This window comes from Planctomycetota bacterium (assembly GCA_021414025.1).
Classification (GTDB): domain Bacteria; phylum Planctomycetota; class Phycisphaerae; order Phycisphaerales; family SM1A02; genus SYAC01.
Genome location: JAIOPG010000008.1, coordinates 54,019 through 79,758, shown reverse-complemented (window position 1 = coordinate 79,758; position 25,740 = coordinate 54,019). Strand labels below are relative to the sequence as shown.

Annotated in this window: 20 protein-coding genes and 1 tRNA gene; 10 read left to right on the top strand and 11 right to left on the bottom strand. The window is 63.8% G+C overall.

Features of this window, described 5'->3' with window-relative positions:
• Positions 1-45 precede the first annotated feature (45 nt).
• The 5 genes from K8R92_11400 to K8R92_11380 form a co-directional block, all read right to left on the bottom strand.
• On the bottom strand, positions 46-1,815 hold the full coding sequence (locus tag K8R92_11400) for a hypothetical protein (GenBank protein ID MCE9620494.1): 1,770 nt from the start codon (positions 1,813-1,815) through the stop codon (positions 46-48).
• A 265-nt stretch (positions 1,816-2,080) separates the two neighbouring features.
• Positions 2,081-3,973 (bottom strand): hypothetical protein, encoded by a 1,893-nt coding sequence (locus tag K8R92_11395; GenBank protein MCE9620493.1) that lies wholly within the window; start codon positions 3,971-3,973, stop codon positions 2,081-2,083.
• An 81-nt stretch (positions 3,974-4,054) separates the two neighbouring features.
• Positions 4,055-6,952 carry a hypothetical protein gene (locus tag K8R92_11390; protein ID MCE9620492.1) on the bottom strand — a complete coding sequence of 966 codons (2,898 nt, stop codon included), beginning with the start codon at positions 6,950-6,952 and terminating at the stop codon, positions 4,055-4,057.
• Positions 6,953-7,119: 167 nt separating this feature from the next.
• The gene (locus tag K8R92_11385; GenBank protein MCE9620491.1) at positions 7,120-8,220 is read right to left on the bottom strand and encodes a hypothetical protein; all 1,101 of its coding nucleotides are present in this window, start codon (positions 8,218-8,220) and stop codon (positions 7,120-7,122) included.
• A gap of 33 nt (positions 8,221-8,253) precedes the next feature.
• Positions 8,254-9,261: an EamA family transporter gene (locus K8R92_11380; protein ID MCE9620490.1), complete on the bottom strand. Its 1,008-nt coding sequence runs from the start codon at positions 9,259-9,261 to the stop codon at positions 8,254-8,256.
• A gap of 96 nt (positions 9,262-9,357) precedes the next feature.
• On the opposite strand from K8R92_11380, the gene K8R92_11375 reads away from it, so the two are divergent.
• The 6 genes from K8R92_11375 (at position 9,358) to mqnB (ending at position 15,500) form a co-directional block, all read left to right on the top strand.
• Positions 9,358-11,052: a methylmalonyl-CoA mutase gene (locus K8R92_11375; protein MCE9620489.1), complete on the top strand. Its 1,695-nt coding sequence runs from the start codon at positions 9,358-9,360 to the stop codon at positions 11,050-11,052.
• Positions 11,046-11,660 carry a hypothetical protein gene (locus K8R92_11370; GenBank protein MCE9620488.1) on the top strand — a complete coding sequence of 205 codons (615 nt, stop codon included), beginning with the start codon at positions 11,046-11,048 and terminating at the stop codon, positions 11,658-11,660. Before K8R92_11375 ends, K8R92_11370 begins: the two co-directional genes overlap by 7 nt.
• A complete protein-coding gene (locus tag K8R92_11365; GenBank protein ID MCE9620487.1) occupies positions 11,657-12,517 on the top strand; it encodes a hypothetical protein in 861 nt (286 codons plus the stop codon). Before K8R92_11370 ends, K8R92_11365 begins: the two co-directional genes overlap by 4 nt.
• Positions 12,518-12,579: 62 nt before the next feature.
• A complete protein-coding gene (locus K8R92_11360; GenBank protein MCE9620486.1) occupies positions 12,580-13,488 on the top strand; it encodes a hypothetical protein in 909 nt (302 codons plus the stop codon).
• A 24-nt stretch (positions 13,489-13,512) separates the two neighbouring features.
• The gene (gene hisS / locus K8R92_11355) at positions 13,513-14,868 is read left to right on the top strand and encodes a histidine--tRNA ligase (protein ID MCE9620485.1); all 1,356 of its coding nucleotides are present in this window, start codon (positions 13,513-13,515) and stop codon (positions 14,866-14,868) included.
• A gap of 2 nt (positions 14,869-14,870) precedes the next feature.
• Positions 14,871-15,500 carry a futalosine hydrolase gene (mqnB, locus tag K8R92_11350; GenBank protein MCE9620484.1) on the top strand — a complete coding sequence of 210 codons (630 nt, stop codon included), beginning with the start codon at positions 14,871-14,873 and terminating at the stop codon, positions 15,498-15,500.
• Between the two features lie 49 nt (positions 15,501-15,549).
• On the opposite strand, the gene K8R92_11345 is transcribed toward mqnB, so the two are convergent.
• Genes K8R92_11345 through K8R92_11320 form a run of 6 tightly spaced genes read right to left on the bottom strand, consistent with a single transcriptional unit; the run spans position 15,550 to position 21,401 of the window.
• Positions 15,550-17,925 carry a hypothetical protein gene (locus K8R92_11345; protein ID MCE9620483.1) on the bottom strand — a complete coding sequence of 792 codons (2,376 nt, stop codon included), beginning with the start codon at positions 17,923-17,925 and terminating at the stop codon, positions 15,550-15,552.
• A complete protein-coding gene (locus K8R92_11340) occupies positions 17,922-18,482 on the bottom strand; it encodes a biopolymer transporter ExbD (protein ID MCE9620482.1) in 561 nt (186 codons plus the stop codon). The genes K8R92_11345 and K8R92_11340 overlap by 4 nt, the downstream gene beginning before the upstream one ends.
• Positions 18,475-18,948, bottom strand: coding sequence for a biopolymer transporter ExbD (locus K8R92_11335; protein ID MCE9620481.1), 474 nt, complete (start codon positions 18,946-18,948; stop codon positions 18,475-18,477). Before K8R92_11335 ends, K8R92_11340 begins: the two co-directional genes overlap by 8 nt.
• Positions 18,945-19,727 carry a MotA/TolQ/ExbB proton channel family protein gene (locus K8R92_11330; GenBank protein ID MCE9620480.1) on the bottom strand — a complete coding sequence of 261 codons (783 nt, stop codon included), beginning with the start codon at positions 19,725-19,727 and terminating at the stop codon, positions 18,945-18,947. The genes K8R92_11335 and K8R92_11330 overlap by 4 nt, the downstream gene beginning before the upstream one ends.
• Positions 19,724-20,785 (bottom strand): hypothetical protein, encoded by a 1,062-nt coding sequence (locus K8R92_11325; protein ID MCE9620479.1) that lies wholly within the window; start codon positions 20,783-20,785, stop codon positions 19,724-19,726. Before K8R92_11325 ends, K8R92_11330 begins: the two co-directional genes overlap by 4 nt.
• A 4-nt stretch (positions 20,786-20,789) precedes the next feature.
• Entirely contained in the window at positions 20,790-21,401 is a 612-nt protein-coding gene (locus K8R92_11320; GenBank protein ID MCE9620478.1) for a DoxX family membrane protein, read from the bottom strand.
• 104 nt (positions 21,402-21,505) lie between these two features.
• On the opposite strand from K8R92_11320, the gene K8R92_11315 reads away from it, so the two are divergent.
• The 4 genes from K8R92_11315 (at position 21,506) to K8R92_11300 (ending at position 25,719) form a co-directional block, all read left to right on the top strand.
• Positions 21,506-21,589 (top strand) — tRNA-Leu (locus K8R92_11315).
• A gap of 29 nt (positions 21,590-21,618) precedes the next feature.
• Positions 21,619-22,992 (top strand): 3-deoxy-7-phosphoheptulonate synthase class II, encoded by a 1,374-nt coding sequence (locus K8R92_11310; GenBank protein ID MCE9620477.1) that lies wholly within the window; start codon positions 21,619-21,621, stop codon positions 22,990-22,992.
• Positions 22,993-23,059: 67 nt separating this feature from the next.
• A complete protein-coding gene (locus K8R92_11305; protein MCE9620476.1) occupies positions 23,060-24,397 on the top strand; it encodes a hypothetical protein in 1,338 nt (445 codons plus the stop codon).
• The gene (locus tag K8R92_11300; protein ID MCE9620475.1) at positions 24,394-25,719 is read left to right on the top strand and encodes a beta-ketoacyl-[acyl-carrier-protein] synthase family protein; all 1,326 of its coding nucleotides are present in this window, start codon (positions 24,394-24,396) and stop codon (positions 25,717-25,719) included. The genes K8R92_11305 and K8R92_11300 overlap by 4 nt, the downstream gene beginning before the upstream one ends.
• Positions 25,720-25,740: the final 21 nt, after the last annotated feature.

Below are 25,740 nucleotides of genomic sequence, written 5' to 3'. Positions count from 1 at the left end.
GTTCGAATGGGGCGTGCAGGAACCAATTCAAATGCGAATCGCAATTCAAGAAAAACTCAGCAGCAGCAATCCCATGTCGGCGCCGTCGACGACGCCGTCGCCGTTCAGATCCGACGCGCATCCCAGGCAGGGGCCGTAGTCCAAAAGCATCAAGCCGACATCGGCACTGTCGACCACATCGTCGCCGCTCAGATCGCCGACCAGCGCAACTTTGAGTACCAGGGCGTGGAAATCACCGGTGGCCAGGGCCTTGCATGGACCAAGACTCGCCGGCACATTGCATTCTCCACCGGAGTTGCCCCCCCATGCGACGATCGTTCCATCAAGTTTGAGGGCCAAAGTGGAGGTATTCGTCGTTGCGACTGCGATGCATGCACCAAGATTGGCCGGGACGTTGCATTGTCCACTTGCGTTGCTGCCCCATGCCACAACGGTCCCATCCGCCTTTAGAGCAACAGTGTGATCGGAGCTCGCTGAGATGGCCTTGCATGCTCCAATGCTTGACTTCGTCCAGTAGGCAGTGGTTCCGGTTCCGGTTTTTTCGCTCGCGGTCCCGCATTGACTCAAGCCGTTGTAGCCCCAGGCGACGATCGTTCCATTCGCCGTCAGCGCCACTGAATAATCATGCCCCGCCGAAATCGCCCTGCAGGCGCCAAGCGTGGCGGGAACATTGCATTGTCCGAGCGTGTTTCTTCCCCAGGCAACGACGGTTCCATTTTCCTTCAGGGCCAAAGAGTGACCGCTTCCCCCAGAAATGGACCTGCATATGCCAAGGTTGGCGGGGACGTTGCATTGTCCTTCACTGTTTAGACCCCAGGCAAAAACGATTCCATTTTCATCGATGGCCAACGAATGGAAAAACCCGGCAGCAATTGCAATGCAGGGTCCCAGGCTTGGAGGCACGATGGATTGTCCATAATGCGGCGAGACTCCAGTATTCGTCGCACCCGCTCCCCAGGCCACAACCGTTCCATCGACTTGCAACGCAATGGTGTGCTTGTCGCCCCCATCGAGGGCCGTGCAAAAACCGAGACCTGCGGGCGGCGTGGAAATACCCGATACGTTTGAGCCCCACGCATCCACAACTCCTGCGAAAGGCAATTGGACGGCCATCGTGTTTGCGGAGCCGGCACCAATCGCGACACAGTCGCCGAGCTCGGAAGGTGCCGTGCATTGGCCATCCGTGTTCAATCCCCAGGCCACGACCGTGCCATCGACTTGGAGTGCAACGCTGTGGGACTCGCCCGCCGCAACGGCGATGCAGGCGCTCAGAGTCGCAGGCACGGTGCTCTGGCCCTTGTTGTTCAAGCCCCAGGCCACCACGGTGCCGTCGGCTTTCAGCGCCACGGTGTGGCCAAATCCGCCGGCCGCCTGCGTGCAAGCTCCAAGCGCGACCGGCACATTGCACTGACCGTAGGTGTTGCGGCCCCAAGCCACGAGGGTTCCATCGACCTTGATGGCCAGAGAGTGGTAGGAGCCGCCGCCGACTGCCTTGCACGCGCCAAGCGTTCCCGGCACAGTGCGTTGGTTGTATGAGTTGTCGCCCCAGGCCACGACGGTTCCATCGACTTTGATGGCCAGCGCGTGAAAGCCGCCCGCCGCGATGGCCTGGCAGGTGCCCAGAGTTCCCGGCACCGTGCTTTGTCCAAAGTTGTTGGAACCCCAGGCCGCGACCGTTCCATTGTCCTTGAGAGCAAGGCTGAAGTAGGTGCCTGCCGCGATGGCCTTGCATGTTCCGAGCGTGCCCGGCACATTGGTCTGCCCCTGGGAGTTGTCGCCCCAGACCAGCACGGTTCCGTATTGGGTGAGAGCCATGTTGTGCTGGAAACCCGAACCCACGGCTTTGCAATATCCAAAGGTCGCGGGGATAGTGTTTTGGCTGGAAGCATTGCTGCCCCATGCAAAGACGGTTCCAACTCCGGTGCTGGCGTTCGCCACGGAAGCCATCGTGGTCAAGGCCATGAAGGCCACGGCCGCACATCGGAGGAAGCCATTCAACTGGAGCGGCGAAGGCGACGCGTGATTCATAGGAACTCTCCGGGAAGGTGTGTTGTGCAAATCAAATGCTTCGTAACCTACATCATTCCGGGCACGGACCGAAATCGAGCAGCACCAGACCAATGTCGCCGCCATCGACTTCGCCCGAGCCATCGAGGTCGGTGGGGCAACCGGGGCATGGCCCGAAGTCAAGAAGGATCAGCCCGATGTCTCCGCCGTCCACTTCGCCGGAACCATCCATGTCGGATGGACAGAGCGTTGCACTCTGCAATTGAAGCGCGACGGTGTGGTATGTCGCCGCGGAAATCGCGTGGCAGACGCCAAGATCCGCAGGCACGTCGCATTGCCCATCCAGGTTGTTGCCCCAGGCCACGACCGTTCCGTCCTCCCGCAACGCCACACAGTGGTCGGAACCTGCCGCCACCGCTTTGCAAGCTCCAAGATCTGCGGGCACATTGCATTGGCCCAGGGCGTTGCTGCCCCATGCCACGACGGTTCCATCTGCCTTGATCGCCACAGAGTGGTAATCGCCGGCGGCAATCGCTTTGCAGGAACCAAGTCCCGCCGGCACATCGCATTGGCCGAAACTGTTGTAACCCCAGGCCACGACCGTTCCATCGACCTTGATGACCAGGTTGTGTTCCCAGCCCGCAGTGATGGCTTTGCAGGCGCCAAGGGATGTAGGCACATCGCTTTCGCCGGAAAAATTCGAGCCCCATGCCACGACCATCCCATTGTCCTTGAGCGCCAAGGTGTGATTGTCATTCGCTGCAATGGCTTTGCAGGAACCGAGTCCCGCAGGCACATTGCATTGGCCGAACCCGTTGTATCCCCAGGCCACGACCGTTCCATCCGCTTGCAGCGCAACGGAATGCAACGAGCCTGCCGCAATCGCCCTGTTGCAGGCGCCGAGATTGGCGGGCACATTGATCTGTCCGGTCAAATTGTTTCCCCAGCCCGTGACCGTTCCATCCTCTCTGAGAGCAAGGGTGTGGGTATATCCCGCAGCGATGCCCTTGCAGGGGCCAAGGTCTGCCGGCACATTCGCCTGGCCATTTTGGTTGTTCACATTCGCGCCCCAGGCCTTCACCATTCCAGTCGCGGGCAAATGGAGCGCCACGGTGTGGTAGGCGCCGGCGGCAATGGCGCCGCAGGCGCCTAGGTTGGAAGGAGTGACACATTCGCCATCTTGGTTGTAGCCCCACGCCTCGGCGGTTCCATCTTCGCGCAGCGCCGCGGTGTGAAAATCGCCGCACTCAATTGCCTTGCATGGACCAAGGTCGGCCGGCACATCGTTCTGACCCCAGGAATTGTTCCCCCATGCGACAATAGTTCCATCTTCCTGCAGCGCCACGATGTTGTAGACGCCCGCCGAAATGGCTTTGCAAGGAGCAAGAGTCGCAGGCACATTGCATTGACCGTAGAAATTGTCTCCCCAGACCACGACCGTTCCATTTTCCTTCAGCGCAACGGTGTGACGGAAGCCCGCCGCGACTGCCTTGCAGGCGCCAAGATTCGCCGGCACATCGCATTGTCCCGACTCGTTGAATCCCCAGGCCACGACGGTTCCATCGTTTTGGATCGCCACGGTTGTGTAGTCGCCTGCTGCAATCGCCTTGCATGCGCCAAGAGTCGGGGGCACATTGACGGCACCGTAGAAGTTGTAGCCCCAGGCCCAGACGGCTCCACTGTCATCAATGGCCACGCTGTGGTAGGAGCCCGCCGCGATTTTCTTGCAAGTGCCCAGACCGAAAGGCAAAGTGGATTGACCGAAGTCGTTCCAGCCCCAGCACGCGACCGTTCCATCGGCACGAAGAGCCATCGTGTGCGCGTAGCCCCCCGAAATCGCTTTGCAGTCGCCAAGATTGACGGGGGTGTTGAGCTGGCCGTAGCCGCCCCAGCCCCAGCCAACGAATGTGCCGGTGTCGCAGGCGAGCGCCACCGATGCGCGGGTGGTCAAAGCGACAATGGCCAACGCAGCAAGTTGAAATATTTTTTTCATTTGAATGTTCCGAAAATAATGTTCCGCACTTCGAATGCGGCGTGAAAGAATCCATCAAGGGCACGGACCGAAATCAAGCAATGCCAAACCGATGTCGCCGCCGTCCACTTCGCCGGAACCATCCAGATCGGTGGGACAGCCGGGGCAGGGGCCGAAATCAAGCAGCATCAAGCCGATGTCGCCGGAATCAACCTCGCCGGAATCGTCCAGGTCGGAGGTGCAAAAGACTCCAAACGGGTCAACGAGCGCCAGAGTGTGAAAGCCGCCCGCATCAATGGCGAAGCAAACTCCAAGGCCGGCGGGAATGTCGGTTTGGCCGTTGAAGTTGTGACCCCATCCCACAACTTTTCCATTCTCCTTCAATGCCAGCGTGTTCGCTTGATTCGCTGAAATCGCCTTGCATGCGCCAAGCGTCGCGGGCACTTCGACTTGACCGTAGCTGTTGGAGCCCCAGGTGACGACGGTTCCATCTTCCCGCAGTGCCACGGAGTGGAATCCGCCCGCCGCAATGGCCTTGCATGGGCCAAGCGTTGCAAAAGGCACATTGAGTTGGCCGTAGCTGTTGTCACCCCACGCCACGACTGTTCCATCTTCTTTGAGAGCCAGGGTGTGGTATATGCCCGCCGCAATGGCCTTGCATGGACCAAGTGTCGGAGGAACGATGGATTGACCGTACTCAAGTCCATAGGCTCCACCGCCGGCCTGAATTGTTGTTCCAGCGCCCCAGGCCACGACTGTTCCATCTTCCCGCAGCGCCACGGTGTGCATGTAGATGGTGTCGATCGCTTTGCAGGGACCAAGAGTTGGCGGCACGATTGATTGCCCGAGATTGGGAAAGACGCCGTTGGTCGTTCCTGCGCCCCAAGCCTTCACCGTTCCATCTTCCGTAATGACCACCGTGTGCCAACCACCCGCTGAAACGGCTTTATTGCAGCCGCCAAGATTTGCAGGCACATTGGTTTGACCTAAGTTGTTAATACCCCAGGCGGCAACTGCCCCATCTTCCTGTATCGCAACGGTAAACCCGCTTCCACCCGAAATGGCCAGGCAAGAACCAAGGCCGACAGGAATATTCAATTGGGAGTAGGAGTTGTCACCCCAACAATTCAACACTCCAAGCGAAGGCGATTTTTGAATGGCCAAGGTGTGGTAGCTGCCCGCGCCAATTGTGGTGCAGGGACCAAGATTTGTCGGCAAAGTGGCTTCGCCATCGTCGTTGTCGCCCCAGGCCACGACCGTTCCATCCTCTTGAAGAGCCACGGTGTGAAAATCGCCGGCGGCAATCGCCTTGCATGGGCCAAGAGTCGCCGGCACGGTGGATTGTCCGTAGAAGTCGTTTCCCCATGCCGCGACGGTGCCGTCATCTCGCAAGACCACAGTGTGGAAACCTCCCGCAGCAATTGCTTTGCATGAGCCGAGCGTGGGGGACACTGTGGCCTGGCCGTTGAAGTCGTAGCCCCAGGCTCGGACCGTGCCATCATCCTGCAGAGCGACGGTGTGGCCGTAGCCCGCGGACACGGACTGGCATGTCGCCAGGTCGCCGGGCACATTGGTTTGGCCGTAGTCGTTGTTGCCCCACGCCACGACGGATCCGCTCACTTGGACGGCCACGGAGTGGTAGGCGCCGGCGTCAATGGCTTTGCAGGCGCCAAGTCCGCCAGGGACCGTTGTTTCACCGTAATTGTTGTAACCCCAGGCCACAACCGTTCCATTTGTCTTGAGTGCAACGGTGTGGTAATCGCCGGCGGCAATCGCCTTGCAAAATCCAAGATTCGCGGGGACGGTGGCCTGGCCGAAATCATTCCACCCCCAGGCCTTGACCGTTCCATCTTCCTGCAGCGCCACCGTGTGGCCGTAGCCGCCCGACAAAGCTTTGCAAGAACTCAAAGAGGCCGGCACGGTGGTTTGGCCGTAGCCGTTCCAGCCCCAACCAACGGCGCTGTCCAGACAGGGTGTGGCGGGAGATTGAATAACCAGGGTGTGGTATTGCCCCGCGGCAATGGCCTTGCAATGACCCAGGTTGTAGGGAATGCTTGATTGACCGTTGGAGTTCAATCCCCAAACGATCACGACTCCATTTTCTTTCAGTGCCACGGTGTGGCCGACGCCCGCTGCAATTGCTTTGCAGGCGCCAAGTGTCGGGGGAACAGCTGTTTGACCGTAGCCATTCCAACCCCAAGCCACGACCGTTCCATCCGCCTTGAGCGCCACAGTGTGAGATTCACCTGCGGCAACTGCGATACAGGCGCCAAGCGTGCCCGGCACATTGCACTGGCCATCGATGTTCTTGCCCCAGGCCACGACCGTTCCTGTGGTCTTGATGGCCACCGAGTGGTTCGGTCCCGCGGCGATGGCCTTGCATGGACCGAGCGTCGGTGGAACGATCGATTGACCCCACTCAAAACTGCTCGCTCCGCCTGCCGCTTGAATGGTCGTTCCCGTGCCCCAAGCCACGACCGTCCCATCTTCTTTCAAGGCCAGGGTGTGGTAGCCGCTTGTGGCAATGGCTTTGCAGGCTCCAAGTGTTGGTGGCACGATGGCCTGACCAAAGTTGGGAAGACTCCCTGTGTTTGTAGTTCCCGCGCCCCAGGCAACGACAAGGCCGTTGTCCTTGAGAGCCACCGTGAACAAATTGCCCGCCGCAATTGCCTTGCAGGAACCCAGAGTTCCAGGAACCGTGCATTCACCCCAGCCGTTGTATCCCCAGGCCACGACGGTTCCATCTTCCTTGATGGCCGCGCTGTGGGAAATCCCTCCCGAAACAGCTTTGCAGGCGCCAAGATTTGCCGGCGCACTGCTTTCTCCGCTGAAGTTGCTTCCCCAGCCCACGACCGTACCTTCGCCGCGAGCATGGGCGACCGAGGCGGGGAGCGTGATGCATGCGACCGCGGCAAGCGCCGCGAGATGGAAATAGCTTTTGAAATGGACGAGCGATCGAGAGGTTTGATTCATTTGAATGTTCCGGAAGGATGAGCTCGGCATGATGGACTGAGACAGCGCCAAGGATGCCCGCGCAGTATGACTGAAAACCCGCTTGGGGCAAACAATTAATTTCATAAATCAAAAGATAAAAAGGCACAATTGCGCCCAAAGTTTCCGGTATCGCCTGATCGTCCAGCTCACTTTTGTGCGGGGGCGGTCAACGCTTTGTGAGCGTCGACAAGCTTGGCCATGATCGCGTCGTCGAGCTGCGCCGGCGGGCCCTGCCAGCGCACGATGCCATCGCTGGAGACCACGGCGCAGTTGGGCATGCTCTTGACGTCGAAGTAGGAGCTCAGCGTGCGGGCGGTGTCGATCGCCAGTGCATACTCGAACGAGGCGAGGGTCAGTTTCTTTTTTGTGAGTCCCGCTTCGAAGGTGTTCTTGTACTCGTCGGTGATGCCGATGCAGATGGCGTCCGCCGCGTATTTCTTGGCGATGGCGTTCATGCGGGGAACTGCGGCCAGGCTCGGCTCGTCGGCCGTCGCCCAGAACTCGATGACCATCAGCTTGTTCTCCATCACGGGCTGCTTGGTGATCCATTCCTGCACCGCGAAGGGAATCATGCGCTGTCCGCGCCGGTCGCTGGCGCCGGCCACTGGGTCGGTGAACTTCGGATAGCTCGGTGTGGCATCGGCACCGCGCTCGACCACGGCAACTTTTTCCGCGAGCAGGAAGGCGCAGGCCAGCTTCACGCCATTGGGATTAAGGCCCGCGAAGCGGATGACGCCATTCTTGTCCACGATCATGTTGCTGGGAATCTTCAGCAGCCCCAGGCGTGTGGTCCACAATCCATCCGGGTCCAACGCGATGAGAAATGGAGTCTTCTTCTCGAGTTTTTTCTTCAACTTCGCCGCGTCCTCGGGAATGACCACGCCGATGAAATTTGCCTCCGGCGGCAACACCTTGCGGATCCGCTCGGCCGGGCCCATGCCGCCGCCCTTGTCCTGAATGCTCTGGATCACGGTGACGCTGTTCTCAAATGCCTCCGGCGCCTTTCCACCGAACCACTCCACCGACGCGGGGGGCGCCGTCGCGGGCTTGCCCAGCCCTTCGTTGAGATAGGTGCGTTCCGGCGCGTCCAGTTTTTCAAGCCACTTGGGATTGGCGCTGCCGTCGGCCGCGGGCAGCGAGTTCGGCGGCGCCTTCTTGTCCTGCGGGTCGCCGGCCAGTTGCAGGCCTGCCAGCAGGGTCAGCAGCGTCACGCCCACTTTGAAACGAATCGATGGAACAACGGACATCATTGGGACATCGTAGCCCGGCAGGCGACCGGGCTACTTTTGCAGGAGGGATTCCCCGGCAGGGGCGGGAATGCTGTCGGCGACCAGCGTGGTGGCGCGGCGGGCCCGGCTGGTCTTGCGCCGCGAGAGCTGGATGAGTACGACGCCGCTAAGCACCAGCACCGCCGCGACGCCCGTGCGGAATCCCAGCTGCTCGCCAAGGAAGATCCAGCCCAGCAGCATGGCGATGAGCGGATTGACGTAGGCGTAGGTCGACACCGAGGCCGCGCTGACATTGTGCATCAGCCAGACGAAGGCGCTGAAGCTGATCATCGAGCCGAAGATGGCCAGGTAGGCCCATGCGATCCACGCGCGGTCGTCCCATGGGACATCGGCGATGGGCCGCCACTGCTCGATGCAGGCGCTGAGCGCCAGCATCATCACGCCGCCGGAGATCATCTGCATCGAACTCGCGGCCAGGGGATGGGGCGGCTGCTGCACTTTTCGTCCCACGATGCTGCCGGCGCTCCAGAGGATGCAGCTCACCAGCACCATCAGGCAGCCGGTCACATCGATGGGAGCGCTCTCGCCCGAAGTGAAAATTTTCCCGCTCATCAGCACGCCCACGCCGACCAAGCCGATGGTGAGACCCGCGACGATCTGCGGCGTGAACTTTCCCGAACCCGTCTGCCAGCGATCCAGCAGCAGCATCCAGATCGGAGTGCTGGCGACGATGAGCGCCGCCAATCCCGAGGGCAGTCCCGGCCGTCCCAAGCTGGCGCAAAGAAGTCCGTTGGCGCCGAGCATCATCAGCATGCCCACCAGGACCGAGCCGCGCCAATAGGCCGGGTTCGTCAACCAGCGTGGCTGGAATTTTCCCAGCGCCGTGAGGATGAGCAGCAGGCATGCGCCGGCGGCGAGGAATCGCGACCCGCCGATGAAGAACGGGGGGATCTTTCCGGTGGCGATTTTCATGCCCAGATAGGTGCTGCCCCAGACCAGATACACCAGGGCGAAGCAGGCGAGCTTCTTGCCGGCGTTGCTGGGTTTGCTGGGAGGCATCAGGACTGGAATGCTAGCCGCGACTTCGATCAGGAAGCGAAATTCCCTATCATGCTTCGGAAGTCGCGGCCACAGGCTGGCGCACGAAAGGACCTCATGTCTTCACTGAAATCCAAAACCACCAGTCATGCTGAAACCTCGAAGACGCCAGGCGCGGTCGAAGCCGGGAAAGTGAACCATGAAGCGGTCACGCTCTCGGGCTACGAGCTCGAGCAGCGCTACGGGCCGCAGGTTCCCACGACCGACCCGAAGGATCCCGCCAAGCCCCACGCTCGCATCGCCGAGCCGGGGAAATTTCCTTTCACGCGCGGCGTACACGAGACGATGTACCGCAACCGCCTCTGGACCATGCGGCAGTTCGCGGGCTTCGGCAGCGCCGACGACACCAACAAGCGATTCAAATATCTGCTGGACAACGCCAAGGGAACCAAGGCCAACACCGGACTCTCGACGGCGTTTGATTTGCCGACCCTGATGGGACGCGATTCCGACGATCCGCTGGCCGCGGGCGAAGTGGGGCGCTGCGGCGTCGCCATCTGCACCATCGATGACATGCACCGTCTCTACGCCGACATTCCCGTTGGCGAGGTCACCGTGAGCCAGACCATCAACGGCCCGGCCTGCGTAATCTGGGCGATGTATCTGGCCATGGCCAAGCAACGCGGCATTCCCTGGGACACGCTTGGCGGCACGCTGCAGAACGACGTGCTCAAGGAGTTCCACAGCCAGAATGAGTTCATCTATCCGCCCGAGGCCAGCGTGAAGCTGGTGGTGGACACGATCGAATTCGCGGCGCAGCACACGCCGAAATGGAATTCCGTTTCGATCAGCGGCTACCACATCCGCGAGTCGGGTTCGACGGCGACGCAGGAGCTGGCCTTCACGCTGCGCGACGGCATGGAGTACGTCGAGGCCTGCCTGAAGCGCGGGCTGGACGTGGATTCCTTCGCATCGCGGCTGAGTTTCTTCTTCAACAGCCACAACGAATTCTTCGAGGAGATCTGCAAGCTGCGAGCGGCGCGGCGCATCTGGGCAAATGCCATGCGCTTCCGCTTCGGCGCCAAGCAGGAGCGAAGCTGGCTCATGCGCACGCACGTGCAGACCGCGGGTTGCTCGCTCACCGAGCAGCAGCCGATGAACAACATCGTGCGCGTCGCCTATCAGGCGCTGGCCGGAGTGCTGGGCGGCTGCCAGAGTCTGCACACCGACAGCATGGATGAGACGCTCGGCCTGCCGACCGAAACGGCGGTGCGGGTGGCGCTGCGCACGCAGCAGATCCTTGCCCATGAAACCGGCGTGCACCGGACGGTGGATCCGCTGGGCGGAAGCTGGTTCGTGGAGGCGCTCACCGACCGCATGGAGAGCGACGCCAACGACTACATCAAGGAGATTGACGACATGGGCGGCGTGGTCTCCGGCATCCACAAGGGATATTTCCGCCGGCAGATCGCCGAGGCCAGCTACCGCTTCGGCCAGGAGATGGAGGCGGGCGACCGCGTGATCGTGGGCGTGAACGCCTACACCGATGGCAACGAGGATCGGCAGATGGAAATTCTGCAGATTCCGCATGAGGTGGAGTCGGAGCAGAACGATCGGCTGGCGAAGTTCCGCAAGGAGCGCGACGCGGGCCTGGCAAAGAAAGGCTTGGATGGAATTCGCGAGGCGGCTCGCAAGGGCGCAAATGTGATGCCGGCGCTGGTCGAGGCTTCGCTGGATCGCTGCACGCTTGGCGAAATGGTGCAGGCCATGGCCGATGTCTATGGCCGCTACGCGGGCGGACCCGAATGGTGATTCGATATTTGCTGGTGTGCCTGGCAGGAACTTTCCTGGCATTTTGCTGGGGCGCGGCGGCGTGGGGCGGCAACATCTGGGGCGGGGCGATCACGACCATCACGGCGCCGGAGCCATTCGTGGCGGCGATCGAATCGAGCACGAAGAAAGACGGAGCGATCATGTATCCGGGATTTCCGGCGGCGCCCGCGAACGCGACTGCGGCAGAAAAGGACGCGGCGATGACTGCGGCCATGGCCGCGTATAAAAAGGGTCCCTTCTTCATGGTGCTCTACCACAAGGAAGGCGCGGATCCGGCCGATCCAACCGTTTTCGTGCGCGGATTTCTCATTGAGCTGTTCGCCACTGCGTCGCTCGCGGCGTTGATCGGGCTGGGCGGCTCAGGCCACGGGATTTTTCGACGGTTCATGGTGCTGGTCGCGGCGGTCGCCTTCATGACCATTGGAACGCACCTTGTTTCGTGGAACTTTCTCTACATGCCCGGGTCATGGACCCAGGTGCTGATGATCGACAGCATCGTGTGCTGGATGCTCGCGGGTCTGCCCGCGGTGATTTTCCTGCGATCGATGCGCGAGGGTGATGTGCCGAAGGAATTCCGCTCGGCGTGAGGCGATCGTTCGCCAAGACGTTCGGAGTGGCCCTGATTGTTATGGCCGCCTGCGTCGCTGCGGAACTCGCCTGCGATCTTGCCATTTGGATCGGCGGGCAATTGCCGGCGTCACTCTTTGAAATGCTGCAGGGTTGGGTGCCGCGTGACCAATCTTATAGGCACGAGGAAGTAAACATGCGGCCGGAGCCGATCCTTGTTGACGCGCTTCATTATGCGCACATCGTGCTCTGGGCGGGCGCAACGTTTGTCATGCAGGCACTGTGTTTGTTCCTCGCAGCGTATTGGATCCGCTGTTTCGGTTGGCCGGAGAACTGGCGGGATTTTGATTCGACGGGTCGTCGCGACCTGAGGCTGCGAGCGTGGTGGATGTCTTCGCTTTGCCTTATTGCCACATTGCCCGTCGTGGGGTTGGTCTGGTTGTTTTTCTTCCGCATCATGCAAGCGGGGGAAGGGGATCGCATTTTGATGGATTTTGAATATTTTGGCTCTCATGTCTTGCTGGATTTCAGTTCGATTCCGTATTGGCTCAATCGGCTCGCGATTCCGGTGATCACTTTTCTTTTCACCACCCATGTCCTGACCCGGCTGATTCGTGGTTCGAGGAAGGAGGCCGGTCGCAAATGCATGCGATGCAGATATAGCTTGACGCAACCGGTCGCAATGACCTGTCCTGAGTGTGGCCTTACCGAGGAGTGGCCATTCACGGCGCGCGTTGCATGGTCTCGCATCTTTGCGGATCGCCGCTGGAACAAGTGGGTCTTGCTCTTGTCGCTCGTGCCACTGCTGATGCTGATGGCGCCAGTGATCTTGCCGCAGATGCCGGCGCTATTCCGCGTCGTGTCCAGGCTCTTCTGACGCGAATGGCCGCGGTGCCAGCGGACACTTCCGCGCGCGGCGGATTCCTTTACCATCCCGCCATGGCCGCCTTGCAACAGTCCAAGCGCGTGCACTTCTTTGCGGCCAATACCGACCGACTGAGACGCGCTTTCACCAAGGCGCCGGGTGCGGTCGCGATCGCTGCGGCTTTCTACAGCGTGCCGGCATTGGTGTGGTCATTTGGTGTGGGAATCTGGGTTGGCCGAAACTTGCCTGAATCCTTGATCAATGTGCTGCGGGATTGGTGTCCAACGGCTCAAATGACTTCTTGGACTCGGACCATCTCTTATCGCAATGTGACGCTACCGATCGTGGCCATGCTTCAGAGAATTCCTTGGGACATCCAGCTCCTTTTCGTCGTCGTGTGGCTTGTGATTCAAGGCGCGGTGCTGTTCGTCGCCGTGTGCTTGATGCGCTGCGTGGGCTGGTCGGGGTCCTGGCGCGAATTAGGCGTAGCGCGTCGGCGCAGCCTGTTGGTCAGCACATGGTGGAAGTCAACGCTTGGCCTTGCCATCGCGATTGTTGTCGCGAACATTATCTGGGAGGTGTTCCTCCGCATCGATGTCCCGCGCGTGGCGTTGGACATCGGGACGGGGGAACTCCCTTATCAGTTGAATGGGTGGTCGATTCTGGTGATGCAGGCGCTCATCGCCGCCCACATCCTGACGCGGTCAATTCCTCTCATTGCAGGGCCAGTCACTGAACGCTGGTGCGTGCGATGCGGATATCGCTTGATGACGCCGGCGGCCACGACATGCCCCGAGTGCGGCCTGGTTGAGGCGCAGCCGTTCGTAATCCATCCTGCGCGGAGTCAATGTTTCAGGGCTCATCGCTGGAACAAATGGGGATTTCTCTTGTGGATCATTCCGTTCCTGATGCTGATGGCGCCCGTGACCTTGCCGCAATTGCGGCTCCTCAACCACGCGATCTGGAAGTTCCTGCACGGCTGATCGAGGATTCTCTACCATCCCGCCATGGCCGCCTTTCAAAGCCCAAAGGGAACCCGCGACTTCTATCCCGCCGACATGGCGGTGCGTCGCCACGTTGAAAATATTTGGCGCAAGGCCAGCGTCGACTGCGGCTACGACGAGATCGAGGGGCCGACCTTCGAGCATCTCGCGCTCTACACCGCCAAGAGCGGGCCGGGAATTGTCAGCGAACTCTTTTCATTTCGCCGCGCGGGCGGCGAGGACGACTACGCGCTGCGACCTGAATTCACGCCCACGCTGGCACGGATGGCGGCGGCGCGGGCGGGCTCGCTGACGGTCCCGACCAAGTGGTTCGCCATTCCGCTGCACTTCCGCGCCGAGCGGCCGCAGCGCGGGCGGTTGCGCGAGTTTGTGCAGTGGAATGTCGACCTGCTGGGCAGCGAGGGCGCGGCGGCCGATAGCGATGTGATCGCTTGCGCCGCGCTGGCTCTGGAGCGGCTGGGTCTGAAGCCATCGGATGTGCAGTTCCGCATGGCGCACCGCGGAGCGTCGGCGGCCGTGCTGACGGCGGCCGGTGTGGCTGCGGACCGCATCGGAGAAGCTTTCGAATTGCTCGACCGCCGCGAGAAGCTGACGCCTGAGGAATTCCAGTCACGGGCCGTGAAGCTGGGGCTCGACGAGGCGGCGCAGAAAAAATTCGCCGCGTTGGGCTCGAAGAAATTTCCGATGACCAAGTGCCTCACTGAGATCGCCGCCGAGCTGGGAGTGGCCGCGGATCTGCTGGCGCCGCTGATCGAGTTGGCGCTGAAGCTGAACGCGATGGGCCTCGCCGAGTGGTGCCAGTGGGACTTCGGCATCGTGCGCGGACTCGCCTACTACACCGGCACGGTCTTCGAGGTGCACGAGGCGGCAGGCAAGGAGCGGGCGATCGCCGGCGGCGGGCGCTATGACGGCCTCGTCGAAATGTTCGGCGGACCGAAGATGCCGGCCATGGGTTTCGGAATGGGTGATGTCGTGCTCGGCCTGGTGCTGGCGGACAAGGGATTGCTTCCCAAGGACGGTCACGAGCTGATGCCTCGGCCCGATGTCTTCCTGATTTCCGATGGCAGCGAAGCGTCTGAAATCGAAATGCCCAGGCTCGCCATGCGGCTTCGGCGTGAAGGGCTGCACGTGCGCTACTCTTGGAAAGCCACGAAGAACATCGGCAAGCTGCTCAGCGAAGCGGGCAAGTGCCGCGCCAAGCGCGCTGTGATCCTGGGATCGGAGCTGGCCGAAGGCGCCGTGGCCATCAAGGATCTCGACGGCGGCGGACAGCGCGTCGTGCCGCTGAAGGAGGTCGCCGCGGCGCTTTGCGCTCCATGCGGGAACGCCTCGGCCGCGACCTCCGGCAAGAACGGATGAGCATGCGGCTGCTGATCGTCGTGGCGACCGAGAAAGAAGCGAACGCGCTTTCCTGCCGCCGTGCCACGGTGGCGGTCTCGGGTCTCGGACGCGTGAACGCGGCGCTGACCGTCGCGGAGCATCTTCACTTGCACGGCAGAGTGGACGCGGTGCTCAGCGCGGGCATCGCCGGCTCGCTGCCGGGATCGAATCTCTCGATCGGCGACTTGGTGCTGGCCACCGAGTGCGTCTACGCCGAGGAGGGCATCCAACTTCCCGAGGGCTTCGGCGACATGCGGAAGTTGGGATGGTCGCTTGGAGATTTTGCGGGAAACATCGTTCCGACCGCTCGTTCGCTCGACCGACTGGCGCCGGCGGGAACTCGCAGCGGAGCCATCGCGACGGTGGCGACGTGCAGCGGGACCGATGCATTCGCGAGCGAGGTCGCCCGAAGAACCGGCGCGATGGCCGAGGCGATGGAGGGGGCGGCGGTGGCGCATGCGGCGAACAAGTTTGGAATTCCCGGGACGGAGATTCGCGCCATCAGCAACACCACGGGCGAGCGGCCGCATCAAAAGTGGGATGCCGCCAAGGCGTTCGCCGCGCTCGGCAGGCTTGGCGCTCACATCGATTCGATTCTTGCGAGCGCGTAACGTAGTGGTCGCGTCTCCGGCCCTGTGACCCGTTTTACAATTTGAACGCTCAGGAATTGCTCAGCTTCGCGAACGCCGCGGCGCACTCCGCGGAGCCGAATGACGCATCCAGCGCCTTTAACCGCGCCAGCCGCAGTGACGCCCGCTCATCCCAGCGGTTGGCGGCGCGGAGAATCTCTAGTTGGCGAAGCTGGCAGAGCCACCACGCCGGGTCGCGCTGCGCCGCATCCGGCTCGTACTCGCGGCCGGCGAGCAGTTGCTTGTAGATGGACATGGCCGCACCCATCGACGCTTCGTCGCGCTTGGCGACCAGGCACTCGGCCTTGCCCAGTAGCGCCTCGCGTGAGTTGGCCTTCAGAGCCAGCGACTTCTCGTAGGCGCTCTGCGCCTTCTCGAACTCGCCGGCGAAGCGCAGCAGATCCGCGAGGTCGAGCCAGGCGACCGCGTCGGTGGAGTTGCTCATCGAGAGCATCTGCATGAGCGACCGCGCTGAAGTCGAGAGACTTGCGTCTGGCGAGGGCAGGGAGGCGGGCCATCGGTTTGCCGGCATCAGCGCGTGCAATTTCCGCGCGGTGAGACCCGCGACCAGCGAGGGGTTCTTCTGATTGGCCGCGAGCAGCTCCGGATCGTTGGCGAGGTCCTTCGCCAGCGCCGCGGTCGCAGAAATTTTCGCCGAGAGTCTCCGCGCCGACGCGGTCGGACCCAGCGCGGCTCCGCTGCCGCGGGCAAGGCAATCCAGCGCCGCCTGGTAGTGGCCCTGCTCGGCCTGGATCCACGCCTCGGCCGCAGCCAGTCGCTCCTGCAACTCGGCCGTCGCCGCTGAGTTCGTCGGAAGCGGCGCGGTGGGGGACGCATTCTCCAGTTCGCATTCGCGCTGATCCGCAAGAGCCTCCGTCGCCAGCACCTTCCGCTCCAACTGCCAGAGCCCGAACTCCGGATGGTCGGAAAATTTGGAGGCGCCGATCTGCACAGCCTTCTCGAGTCTCTTTCGCGCCACCGGATCCTGTCCGTCGGCGCCGCGATCGAGCTCGCGGCTCACGCGGATCGCCAGCGCGATCGCCGCCGGGCTCGCCGCGTCATCCTCATGCTCCTTGGCCAGGCGAATGGAACGATCCGCGGCGTCGCTCCAATGCTCGGCGGCCAGATCCATGCGTGCCAGCGTTCGCAGCGCCGCGGCCTGCAGCGAATTCAGCACGACGGGATCGTTGCTCAGCGATTCCAGCGCGTTGGCCCGGTCCAGCGTGGCTTCGCCGCGGTCGATCGCCTGGTCGGCGGAAGCGATCACGCAGACGGGATCGCGCTCCGGCAGGGGCGTGCCGTCGCGCTCAATCGCCGCGAGGCGCCCCAGCACCGCGTCGCGCGTCGCGGAGATGTCCTTGGGAGCGCTGCGCCGGATGACGTCGCCCAGCGGCGCCGACCAGGGGCGCTGCGTCGACTGCGGCTCGGCACCAAGCTCGCCGAGCGCTTGCTTCCGCAAGCGACACTCAAGTTCGGCGATCGCCAACTGCCGCGACAGCGAGCCCGTGCCCTCGAGGATGACGGCGGCATCGGCGGCGGGGCTCGGTCCGCGCAACAGTCCCGCGGCGCGGAGCGAGGCGAGGTCCGCCAGTGTGAGCAGGGCCTCGTCATCGCCGGCCTTCTGCCGCGCGAGCGAGAGGTACTGATTGGCGCGCTGCTCGTCGCCCATGCGCGCCGCGGCCAGCCCGGCGTAGCGGCTCACGATGCTTGCGGTGCGGTCGTCCAGCTCGGTCACCAGCGCGTCGAGTCGTGCCAGCGCCGACTCGGCCATGGCCCGGCGCTTCTGCGCGTCGTACTCGGCGGTCTCGGTGTTCAGGATCTCCGCCAGCGATCGCAGCAGGGGAATGCGCCGCGAGCGCTCGACCTGCTCGAGCTGGGCGACCAGTTGCGCCGAGGGGCGATCGGGGCCCTGGCGGGCGATCGACTGCTGCGCCGACGCCTCGGCGTCCTCCGCCGCCAGCAGCATTTCGCGCGACAGGTCGCGCACGCGGCGTCGCGCCTCCGGCCCGGCAAGTCCGAAGATCACCCGGTCCACATCGTCGCCGGCGGGCATCGCGATGGTGAAGCACGCCTCGGCATGGTCCGCCAGCCAGATGGGCCAGCGTGGATCATTCTTGTTGGCGGAAAGAAGTCCGCGGCTCACTCGCAACAACTCGTCGGAAGCCGCGCGTTGCGAAGACTCGGTGGGAGCGAGCTTCACGCGCTGCTTCAGGTTGGCGATGCTCTCGAGGGCGGACTCGGGTGAATCACTCGCCGTCAGCGGCGGCGCGGCATTCTTCGGATCGTCGGATTGCGGAGCCGAGGCGCCCGCCTGGAAGCCGGAGGCTCGTGGCGCCGCGCCCGCGCTCGCCGCGAAAAACAGGCAGCTCAGGGCCAGCGCCGCCAGCGCCAGCGCGGCGCGCGTCACGACGCCCCCGCGAAGTGGATCTGCTGGTAGCCGGCGCGCACCAAGCCGTTGAAGGCCGCGACCGCGTCGTCCCAAGGCACATCCTTCGCCGGCGCCAATTCGATCGGATGGTCGGAGGGAAAGAGTCCGGAGGGATTTTCCTTGGAATAGAGCTTCGAGGCGAAGAGCGAGGAGAGCTGCTCGAAGGAATCGGGCTGCGACATCGGCGCCATCACCCGGATCCGGGTGCGCCCCTCCTCGCGGAGCAGCTCGATGCGCAGCGGCGGCTCGTCAAGGGCCAGCGCGGTGGGCGTGACCAAGGCGGCGCCGCGCTGGGCGAGATCGGTGCGCAGAAACTCCTCGCGGTCGAGCGTCTTGGTGGTGCAGACGAAGAAGACCAGGATGAGAAAGGTCACGTCGATCATCGAGATCACGTTGAGGGTGATGCTGCGCTTCGAGCGTCGCTGGGCGCGCTTCTCGCGGAAGCCGTCGTCGCGGGGAAGTGCGACGCACTCCGCGGGGCCTTCGCCCCGAGCGAGCCGCTCCAACGCCGCAGCGATCGAGGCCGCCTCAGCCACCGCGTCGCTCCGGCTGGACGGCCAGTCGCAAACGCACGGCCCGGCCCGGAACCGCGGCGGTCGCCGCCCGGCCCACCTGGTCCAGGACCGGCGAGATGAAGGAGTACTTCACATTCGAATCGGCGCGAAGGTGCACCTCGCTGGCGGGCGTGCCGCGCAGCGCCGACGCGACCGCATCGCTCAACTGCTTGACGCCCTCCGGGTCGGCGGAGTAATCCGAGCTCGAGAAGCGCCATGAGGTCACGGCCCCTTCGCCGTCGGAGATCGCGTTGATCACCAGACGCGGCTCGTTGCGCGGCGGCACCGCGGCGGTGGGGGTGGGCTTGGGCAGGTTCATCTTCACAAAGTCGGTGATGCCGATCTGCGACACCAGCGCGAAGAAGACGATCAACAGCATGCAGACGTCGATGAGGGGCATGATCGCCACCTCGAGCTTCGCCGGTCCGCGCGCGAAGACGCTCTTCATGAGCCGACCTTCGCCAGCGGCGGCGCCGCGCGGTGGGCCGCGGCGGGATTTGCCCGGGACTCCGCCGGCGCGAAGCGGCCGATCGCCTTCTCGACGCGGCGCACCGACTCGAGCGTGGAGGCGTCGACCTTGTTGCGGATGGTCGCGTAGGCGCTCAGTGCCGGGATCGCGATGAGCAGACCCCAGAAGGTGGTGACCAGCGCCGTGCCGATGCCTGAGGCCAGCGTCACCGGATCGGCGTTGCCGCCGGTGTGGGCGATGGCCTGGAAGGCCACGATCACGCCGTAGACCGTGCCCAGCAGTCCAATCATCGGGCTGACCTGACCCATCACGTGCAGCACTTCCAGCTTGCGGAAGCGGCGCACCGCCACCTCCTCGCCGGCCTGCTCGGCGGCGCGGGTCATCGCGGCGTGCCCCAAGTGCGCCTGCCGCAGCGCGGCGCTGAGCACGGCGCTGTAGTCGCTCACCTCGGCGCCGGCCAGCTCGACCGCCTGCTGGTGCTGCCCGGCCTCCAGCATGCGCTCCATCTCGTCGGCGAACTGCTCGGGCAGAATCCGGCGGCGCTGGTTGCGAAACCACAGCGTCGAGATGAGGTAGGCATTGACCACGCTGAGCAGGATCAGCGCCCAGATCATGGAGCTGCCGAGCCAGTCGATGCGGCCCGTGCCGTCGGCGGTGCTCTCCATGGTGACGAAGAAGATGCTTCCGAAACCCTGGGCCAGCGCAGCCGGGGCCGGAGCGAGCAGGGCGGACAACGACGCGACGCGTTTCAACTTCATGGAGAGCTCCTCATGGGGTCAAGGCCAAGATCCTGGCGGGTGATGCTGATGAATCCATCCTCGCCGCCATGCTCCTTGGCGATGCGCCGCAAGGTACCCAGCGGATCGGGATCAAGAAACTGGATGCACTGCACCCGCGCCAGCCGACGGCCGGTCGCGGGATCGACGGGATTCAGCCGCTCCAGCGCCGCCATCAGCGCGACCTCCGACATCTCGAACTCGCCGGAGCCGGTGATGTCGGACGAAAGCAGGAAGATGACCTCCGGATGCATGGCCATGGCGGCCTCGAAGGCCACGACGGGATTGGAGCGGCCCGAGGGAATCATCTTGGCCTCGATCCACTTCATCGACTCGTTGACGCGCTCCGGCGTGGCCGGCTGCAGGGTGCCGCCGGGTGGAACCGTCACCGCCTCGCCGCGCTGGAAGAAGATCACGCCGAAGCTCTGTCTCGGATCGAGTCGCTGCAGACTTTTGCGGAGCTCCTCCACGATCAGCGGGAACGTGCCCACCAGGCTGCCGCTGGCGTCGACCAGGTAGACCACGCGCCGCGCATTGCTGGCCTTGAGTCCGGCGAAATTGATGGTGACCGCCTTGGGCGAGTTGCTGAATTGACCGACCTCGTGGGCCGCCAGCGAAACCGGGGCCTGCACCTGGCGCACGGCGATCAGCGCCTGTTCCACGGCGCTCTGCAGCGCCTGCGACTGCGACACCGACTGGTCGCTTGCCTCCGTCGCGGCGGGAAGGTTGGCGGACTGGCGGAAGTCCGCAGCGGCCGCACTCTCCGCCTCGGTCGCGATGCTCGCCGTCGGCGCGTAGGCGGGCCGCTCGAAATCCAGCACCAGCACCGGCGGCGCGACGGCCTTGCGCGAGTACTGCACCACGGTCACCGTGGCGGAGATCACCAGCAGCGCCAGCAGCACGTGCGCCCCGAGTGCCGCGCTCCAGGCGAAAACTTTCTGGGCGCCGCCCTCGTCGCGGTGGCGGCCGCCCAATCGGCGGACGTCGTCGGCGATCGCCGCGGCGTGGGGATCTCCCGATTTCGCCATGGGCTCGGACATGGGTTCAATCCGCGCCGTTGCGGGCGAAGAAGGCGCGGTCCAGCGAGAATTTTCCCGGGCCGGTCAGGACCAGCGAGAACGCCAGCAGAACCGCGGCCAGCGCCGCCGAGAAGAGATGCATCTGCCCGACGGTCCACTCCCAGGGCAGCGCGTCGTGGACCTGCGGCCAGGTCAGCAATCCAAGCCGGAAGATGCCGCCGACGAAGAGCAGCAGCGCGAACCAGCGCGTGAGCAGGCCCAGGAGCAGCATGAATCCGCCGACGAGTTCCGCAATCACGCAGACCCAGGCGACGATCAGAGGCTGCGGAACTTTCGAGTCGTCCAGCCGCAGCGCCAGTCGGTTCAGGTTGCGCATGGCATGCTCGCCGTCAGCGCCCTGGGCGCTCTCTTCCGCAGCCGGAATCTCCACGCGCCACGCCGCGGGCTTGATCTTCTCGACCGAGTTCTCGATCATTTTTGCCGGGCTGCCCATGGAGTCGACGCGGGCGGCCTCATCGGCGGTGAAGTTGGAGCTGCGGAAAATCGAGACGTAACCCGCGGGCAGGACGATGACCGAAAGCAGGATCCGGCTGATCAGCGGGGCGAGATGAAGTGAGGCGTTTTGACTGAGGCTCATGGGGGGATTCGGTCGATGGAGGTGCTGGAACTCGCTTGAAACCAGACGTGGCCACAATGCTATCGACAAGATCCCGAACGAGCGGTGCTAGGATCGCCATCGCCGCGGGTGTGGCGGAATTGGCAGACGCGCTGGATTTAGGTTCCAGTGGGCTCAACCCCGTACAGGTTCGATTCCTGTCACCCGCACTTGATTGACCGGCGCCGAAAGAGAAACCATGTCCGCTTCCCACAACACTTCATGGACCCCCGACAGTTGGAAGCGTTTCCCCGTGCTGCAGCAGCCGCGCTATCCCGATCCGGCCGTGCTGGACCACGCCCTGACGGAGCTCTCCCAGTTGCCGCCGCTGGTCACGAGCTGGGAGATCGAGTCGCTGAAGTCGCAGCTGGCGGATGCCGCTGAAGGCCGTCGATTCCTGCTTCAAGGCGGCGACTGCGCCGAGATGTTCGACGAGTGCCGCAGCTCCGTCATCGCCGCCAAGCTGAAGATTCTGCTGCAGATGAGCCTGGTGCTGACCCACGGCGGCAGCCTGCCGGTGATCCGCGTCGGGCGCATCGCCGGGCAGTACGCCAAGCCGCGCAGCGATGAGTTCGAGACCCGCGGCGACGTCAAGCTGGATTCCTACCGCGGCGACCTGGTCAATGGCCTGGAGTTCCACGAGAAGACTCGCGCCCCCGATCCGCAGCGGCTGATCGAGGCCTACAGCCGATCGGCCCTCACGCTGAACTTCATCCGTTCGCTGGTGGATGGCGGCTTCGCCGATCTGCACCATCCGGAGTATTGGGATCTGGATTTTGTTCAACACAGCCCGCTGCGTGACGACTACCAGAAGATCACCCGCGAGATCGGCCAGAGCCTGCGCTTCATGGAGACGCTGGCCGGCGCCCCGGTGCACGAGATGCGCCGCACGGATTTCTTCACCAGCCATGAGGGACTGGTGCTGGCCTACGAGCAGGCCCAGACCCGCACCGTGCCGCATCGAGCGGGGTGGTGGGACCTCTCGACGCACATGCCCTGGATCGGATACCGCACCGCGGAACCGGGCAACGCGCACATCGAGTTTTTCCGCGGCATCCAGAATCCCGTCGCCGTGAAGGTGGGCCCGGGCACCAAGGAAGCCACGCTGCTGGAGATCATCCGCGTGCTGAATCCGACCAACGAGCCGGGGCGCCTGACGCTGATCCATCGCTTCGGCACGCACGAGATCGCCAAGAGCCTGCCGCCGCTGATCGATGCCGTCGCCAAGAGCAAGTCGCGCGTGCTCTGGGTCTGCGATCCCATGCACGGCAACACGCAAAGCGTGGCGCTGACCGGCGGGCCGCAGGCGGGCACCAAGGTGAAGACCCGCAAGTTCGCCCACATCCTCGCGGAGATCGAGCAGGCTTTCGAGATCCACAAGAAGCAATCGAGCCGGCTGGGCGGCGTGCACTTCGAGCTCACCGGCGAGAACGTGACCGAGTGCACCGGCGGTGCGCGCGGCCTTGAGGATGGACAGCTCTCCGGCGCCTACCGCAGCCGAGTGGATCCGCGCCTCAACTACGAGCAGTCGCTGGAGATGGCCATGCTGGTGGCGAAGCACCTCGGCGGCTGAGCGACGCGGCGCCCGCCAGCGCTTCATCGCCGCAGAGCCCGCCCAACTTGGGTACATTCTCCCTTTCATGTCCCGCAAGGATCGCCGAGTCGTCATCACCGGAATCGGGACCGCATCCGCGGTCGGGCTGGGGATGGAATCACTCTGGAAAGCCCTGATGGAAGGGCGTTCCGGGGCGCGATTGTGCGACACCTTCGACATGAGCGGGTTCTGCTGCCCCTTCGTGGCGCAGCTGCCGGCAGAGCAGATGGACATCAAGCAATACGTGCCCAAGGGCCACCGCAAGGCCACCAAGGTGATGGCGCGGGACATCGAGCTCGCGGTGGCGGCCGCCTTTGAAGCGGTCAAGGACGCGGGATTGATCACCAAGTCGCATGAGCCCGCCGACGGCAAGGTCACGCTGCCGCCGGATCGGATGGGCTGCCATGTCGGTGCCGGTTTGATCGCCGCCGAGGAAAACGAATTGACCATGGCCCTGGCCACCAGCCAGACCGCCGATGGCGAGATCGACATCGTGAAGTGGGGCGAGAGCGGCATCCAGAACATCACGCCGCTGTGGATGCTGAAATATCTGCCCAACATGCTGGCGAGCCATGTCTCCATCATTCATGATTGCCAGGGCCCCTCCAACACGATCACCTGCGGCGAGGCGAGCTCGCTGCTCTCCCTCGGCGAGAGCATGCGCGTGATCGGCCGCGACTCCGCCATCTGCTGCCTTTCCGGCGGCGCGGAAAGCAAGGTGAACATGATGGGCGTGCTGCGCCAGTTTTACGCCGGGCGCCTGGCGACGGCGTCACTCAACGACGACCCCTCGAAGGTCGTCCGACCCTTCGATGCCGACGCCACGGGCGGCATCGCCGGCGAGGGCGGCGGCATCCTGGTGCTGGAGGAGCTTGAAAGCGCCCGCGCCCGCGGAGCCAAGATCGAGGTGGAAATGGCCGGCTTCGGCGCGAGCCAGAGCTGGTGCGAGGACACCATCGGAGTCGTCGCCGAGGCGGATGGCGCCGGCATTGCGCAGGCCATCGAGGCCGCGATGGACGAGGCCGGCGTGAAACCGGGCGAGATCGACGCCATCGTTCCCTTTGGTTGCGGCGTGCCCGGCATCGACGCGGGCGAGGCCGCCGGCTTGACGCGTGCCTTCGGCGCGAGCCTGGCGAAGATTCCCCTGGTCACCATCTCCCCGGCGACGGGCAATTGCGGGGCGGGATTCGGCGCGCTCGCCGCCAGCGTGGCGGTGATGTGCCTGCGGTCGCAGAAGCTGCCGGCGCGGATTAACGGCGGCAGGCAGGGGGGCGTCGACGCCGGCTCCATTGCCGCCCGCGATGCGAAACTGAAGACCATCGTCGTGACCACGTCAAGTTTGGGCGGACAGAATGCCGCCGTCGTTCTACGGAGGATCTCATGAGCGGCACGCGCGTGGTGGTGACCGGCATGGGATGGGTGACCAGCCTCGGCCACTCGGTCGACACGGTCTGGAACCGGCTGATGAAGTCGGAGAGCGGCATGGCGCCGATCACGCATTTCAAGGCGGAGACTTTCCCCACGACCTTCGCCGCGGAAGTGAAGCCGGACTATGACTATCGCAAATTCGTCCTTGATCCCAAGGTGCACGCCACCGCCGGATTGAATTCGCAATTCGCCCTTGGCGCGGCGCGCCAGGCCTGGCACCAGGCGGGTTTTGACCGCGAGCCTCCGAAGGATCCCCGTCGCATCGGGCTCTACCTGGGAGCCGGAGAAGGCGTGCTTGATTTTGACAACTACGCCGGCACGATGCTCGCCGCGTGGGACGCCGCCAAGCAGAAAGTCGATGGTGTGCGCTGGGCGAAGGCGGGATTGCAGCGCCTCGACCGTCTGCGCGAGATCGAGCAGGAGGCCAACATGCCGCTGGCCCATCTGGCCCGCGAGTTCGGCATTCGCGGCCCGGCGTCGAACTGCCTCACCGCCTGCGCCGCCAGCACGCAGGCCATCGGCGAAGCCTTCAGCATGATTCGCCACGGCGACGCGGACATCATGATGTCCGGCGGCACGCACACCATGATCCATCCGCTGGGCGTCATGGGTTTCAACCGCTTGACGGCGCTGAGCACATTCAAGGGCGATCCCACCATGGCGAGCCGACCCTTCTGCTTCAGCCGCGACGGGTTCGTCATGGGCGAAGGCAGCGGCATGGTGATTCTTGAAAAGCTCGAACACGCCCTGGCCCGCGGAGCGACACCGCTGGCCGAGGTGATCGGCTACGGCTCCAGCGCCGACGCGTTTCGCATCACCGACATCCAGCCCGAGGGGCGAGGCGCCGCCGCCGCCATCAATCTGGCGTTGAAGCAAGCGGGCATCAACCCCGCCGCCATCGGTGCGGATGGCCGGCCGCTGATTCATTACATCAGCGCCCACGGCACGGGCACGAAGGAGAACGATTCGATCGAAACCCGCGCGGTCAAGGTGGTCTTCGGCGAGCTCGCCCGCAAGATTCCCATGAGCAGCATCAAAAGCATGATGGGGCATCTCATCGCGGCGGCGGGGGCGGTGGAGTTCATGACCTGCATCCTGGCGATTCAGCGGCGCATGCTGCCGCCGACGCGCAATCTGCACGACGCGGATCCCGCCCTCGACCTGGACTACGTCCCCAACACCGCCCGTCCCTGCCTCGTCGACACCTGCATCAGCAATTCCTTCGGCTTCGGCGGGCAGAACGACACGCTCGTGGTCACCCGATACGGCGCGCCGTGATGACGCGACTTCGCTCCTTCC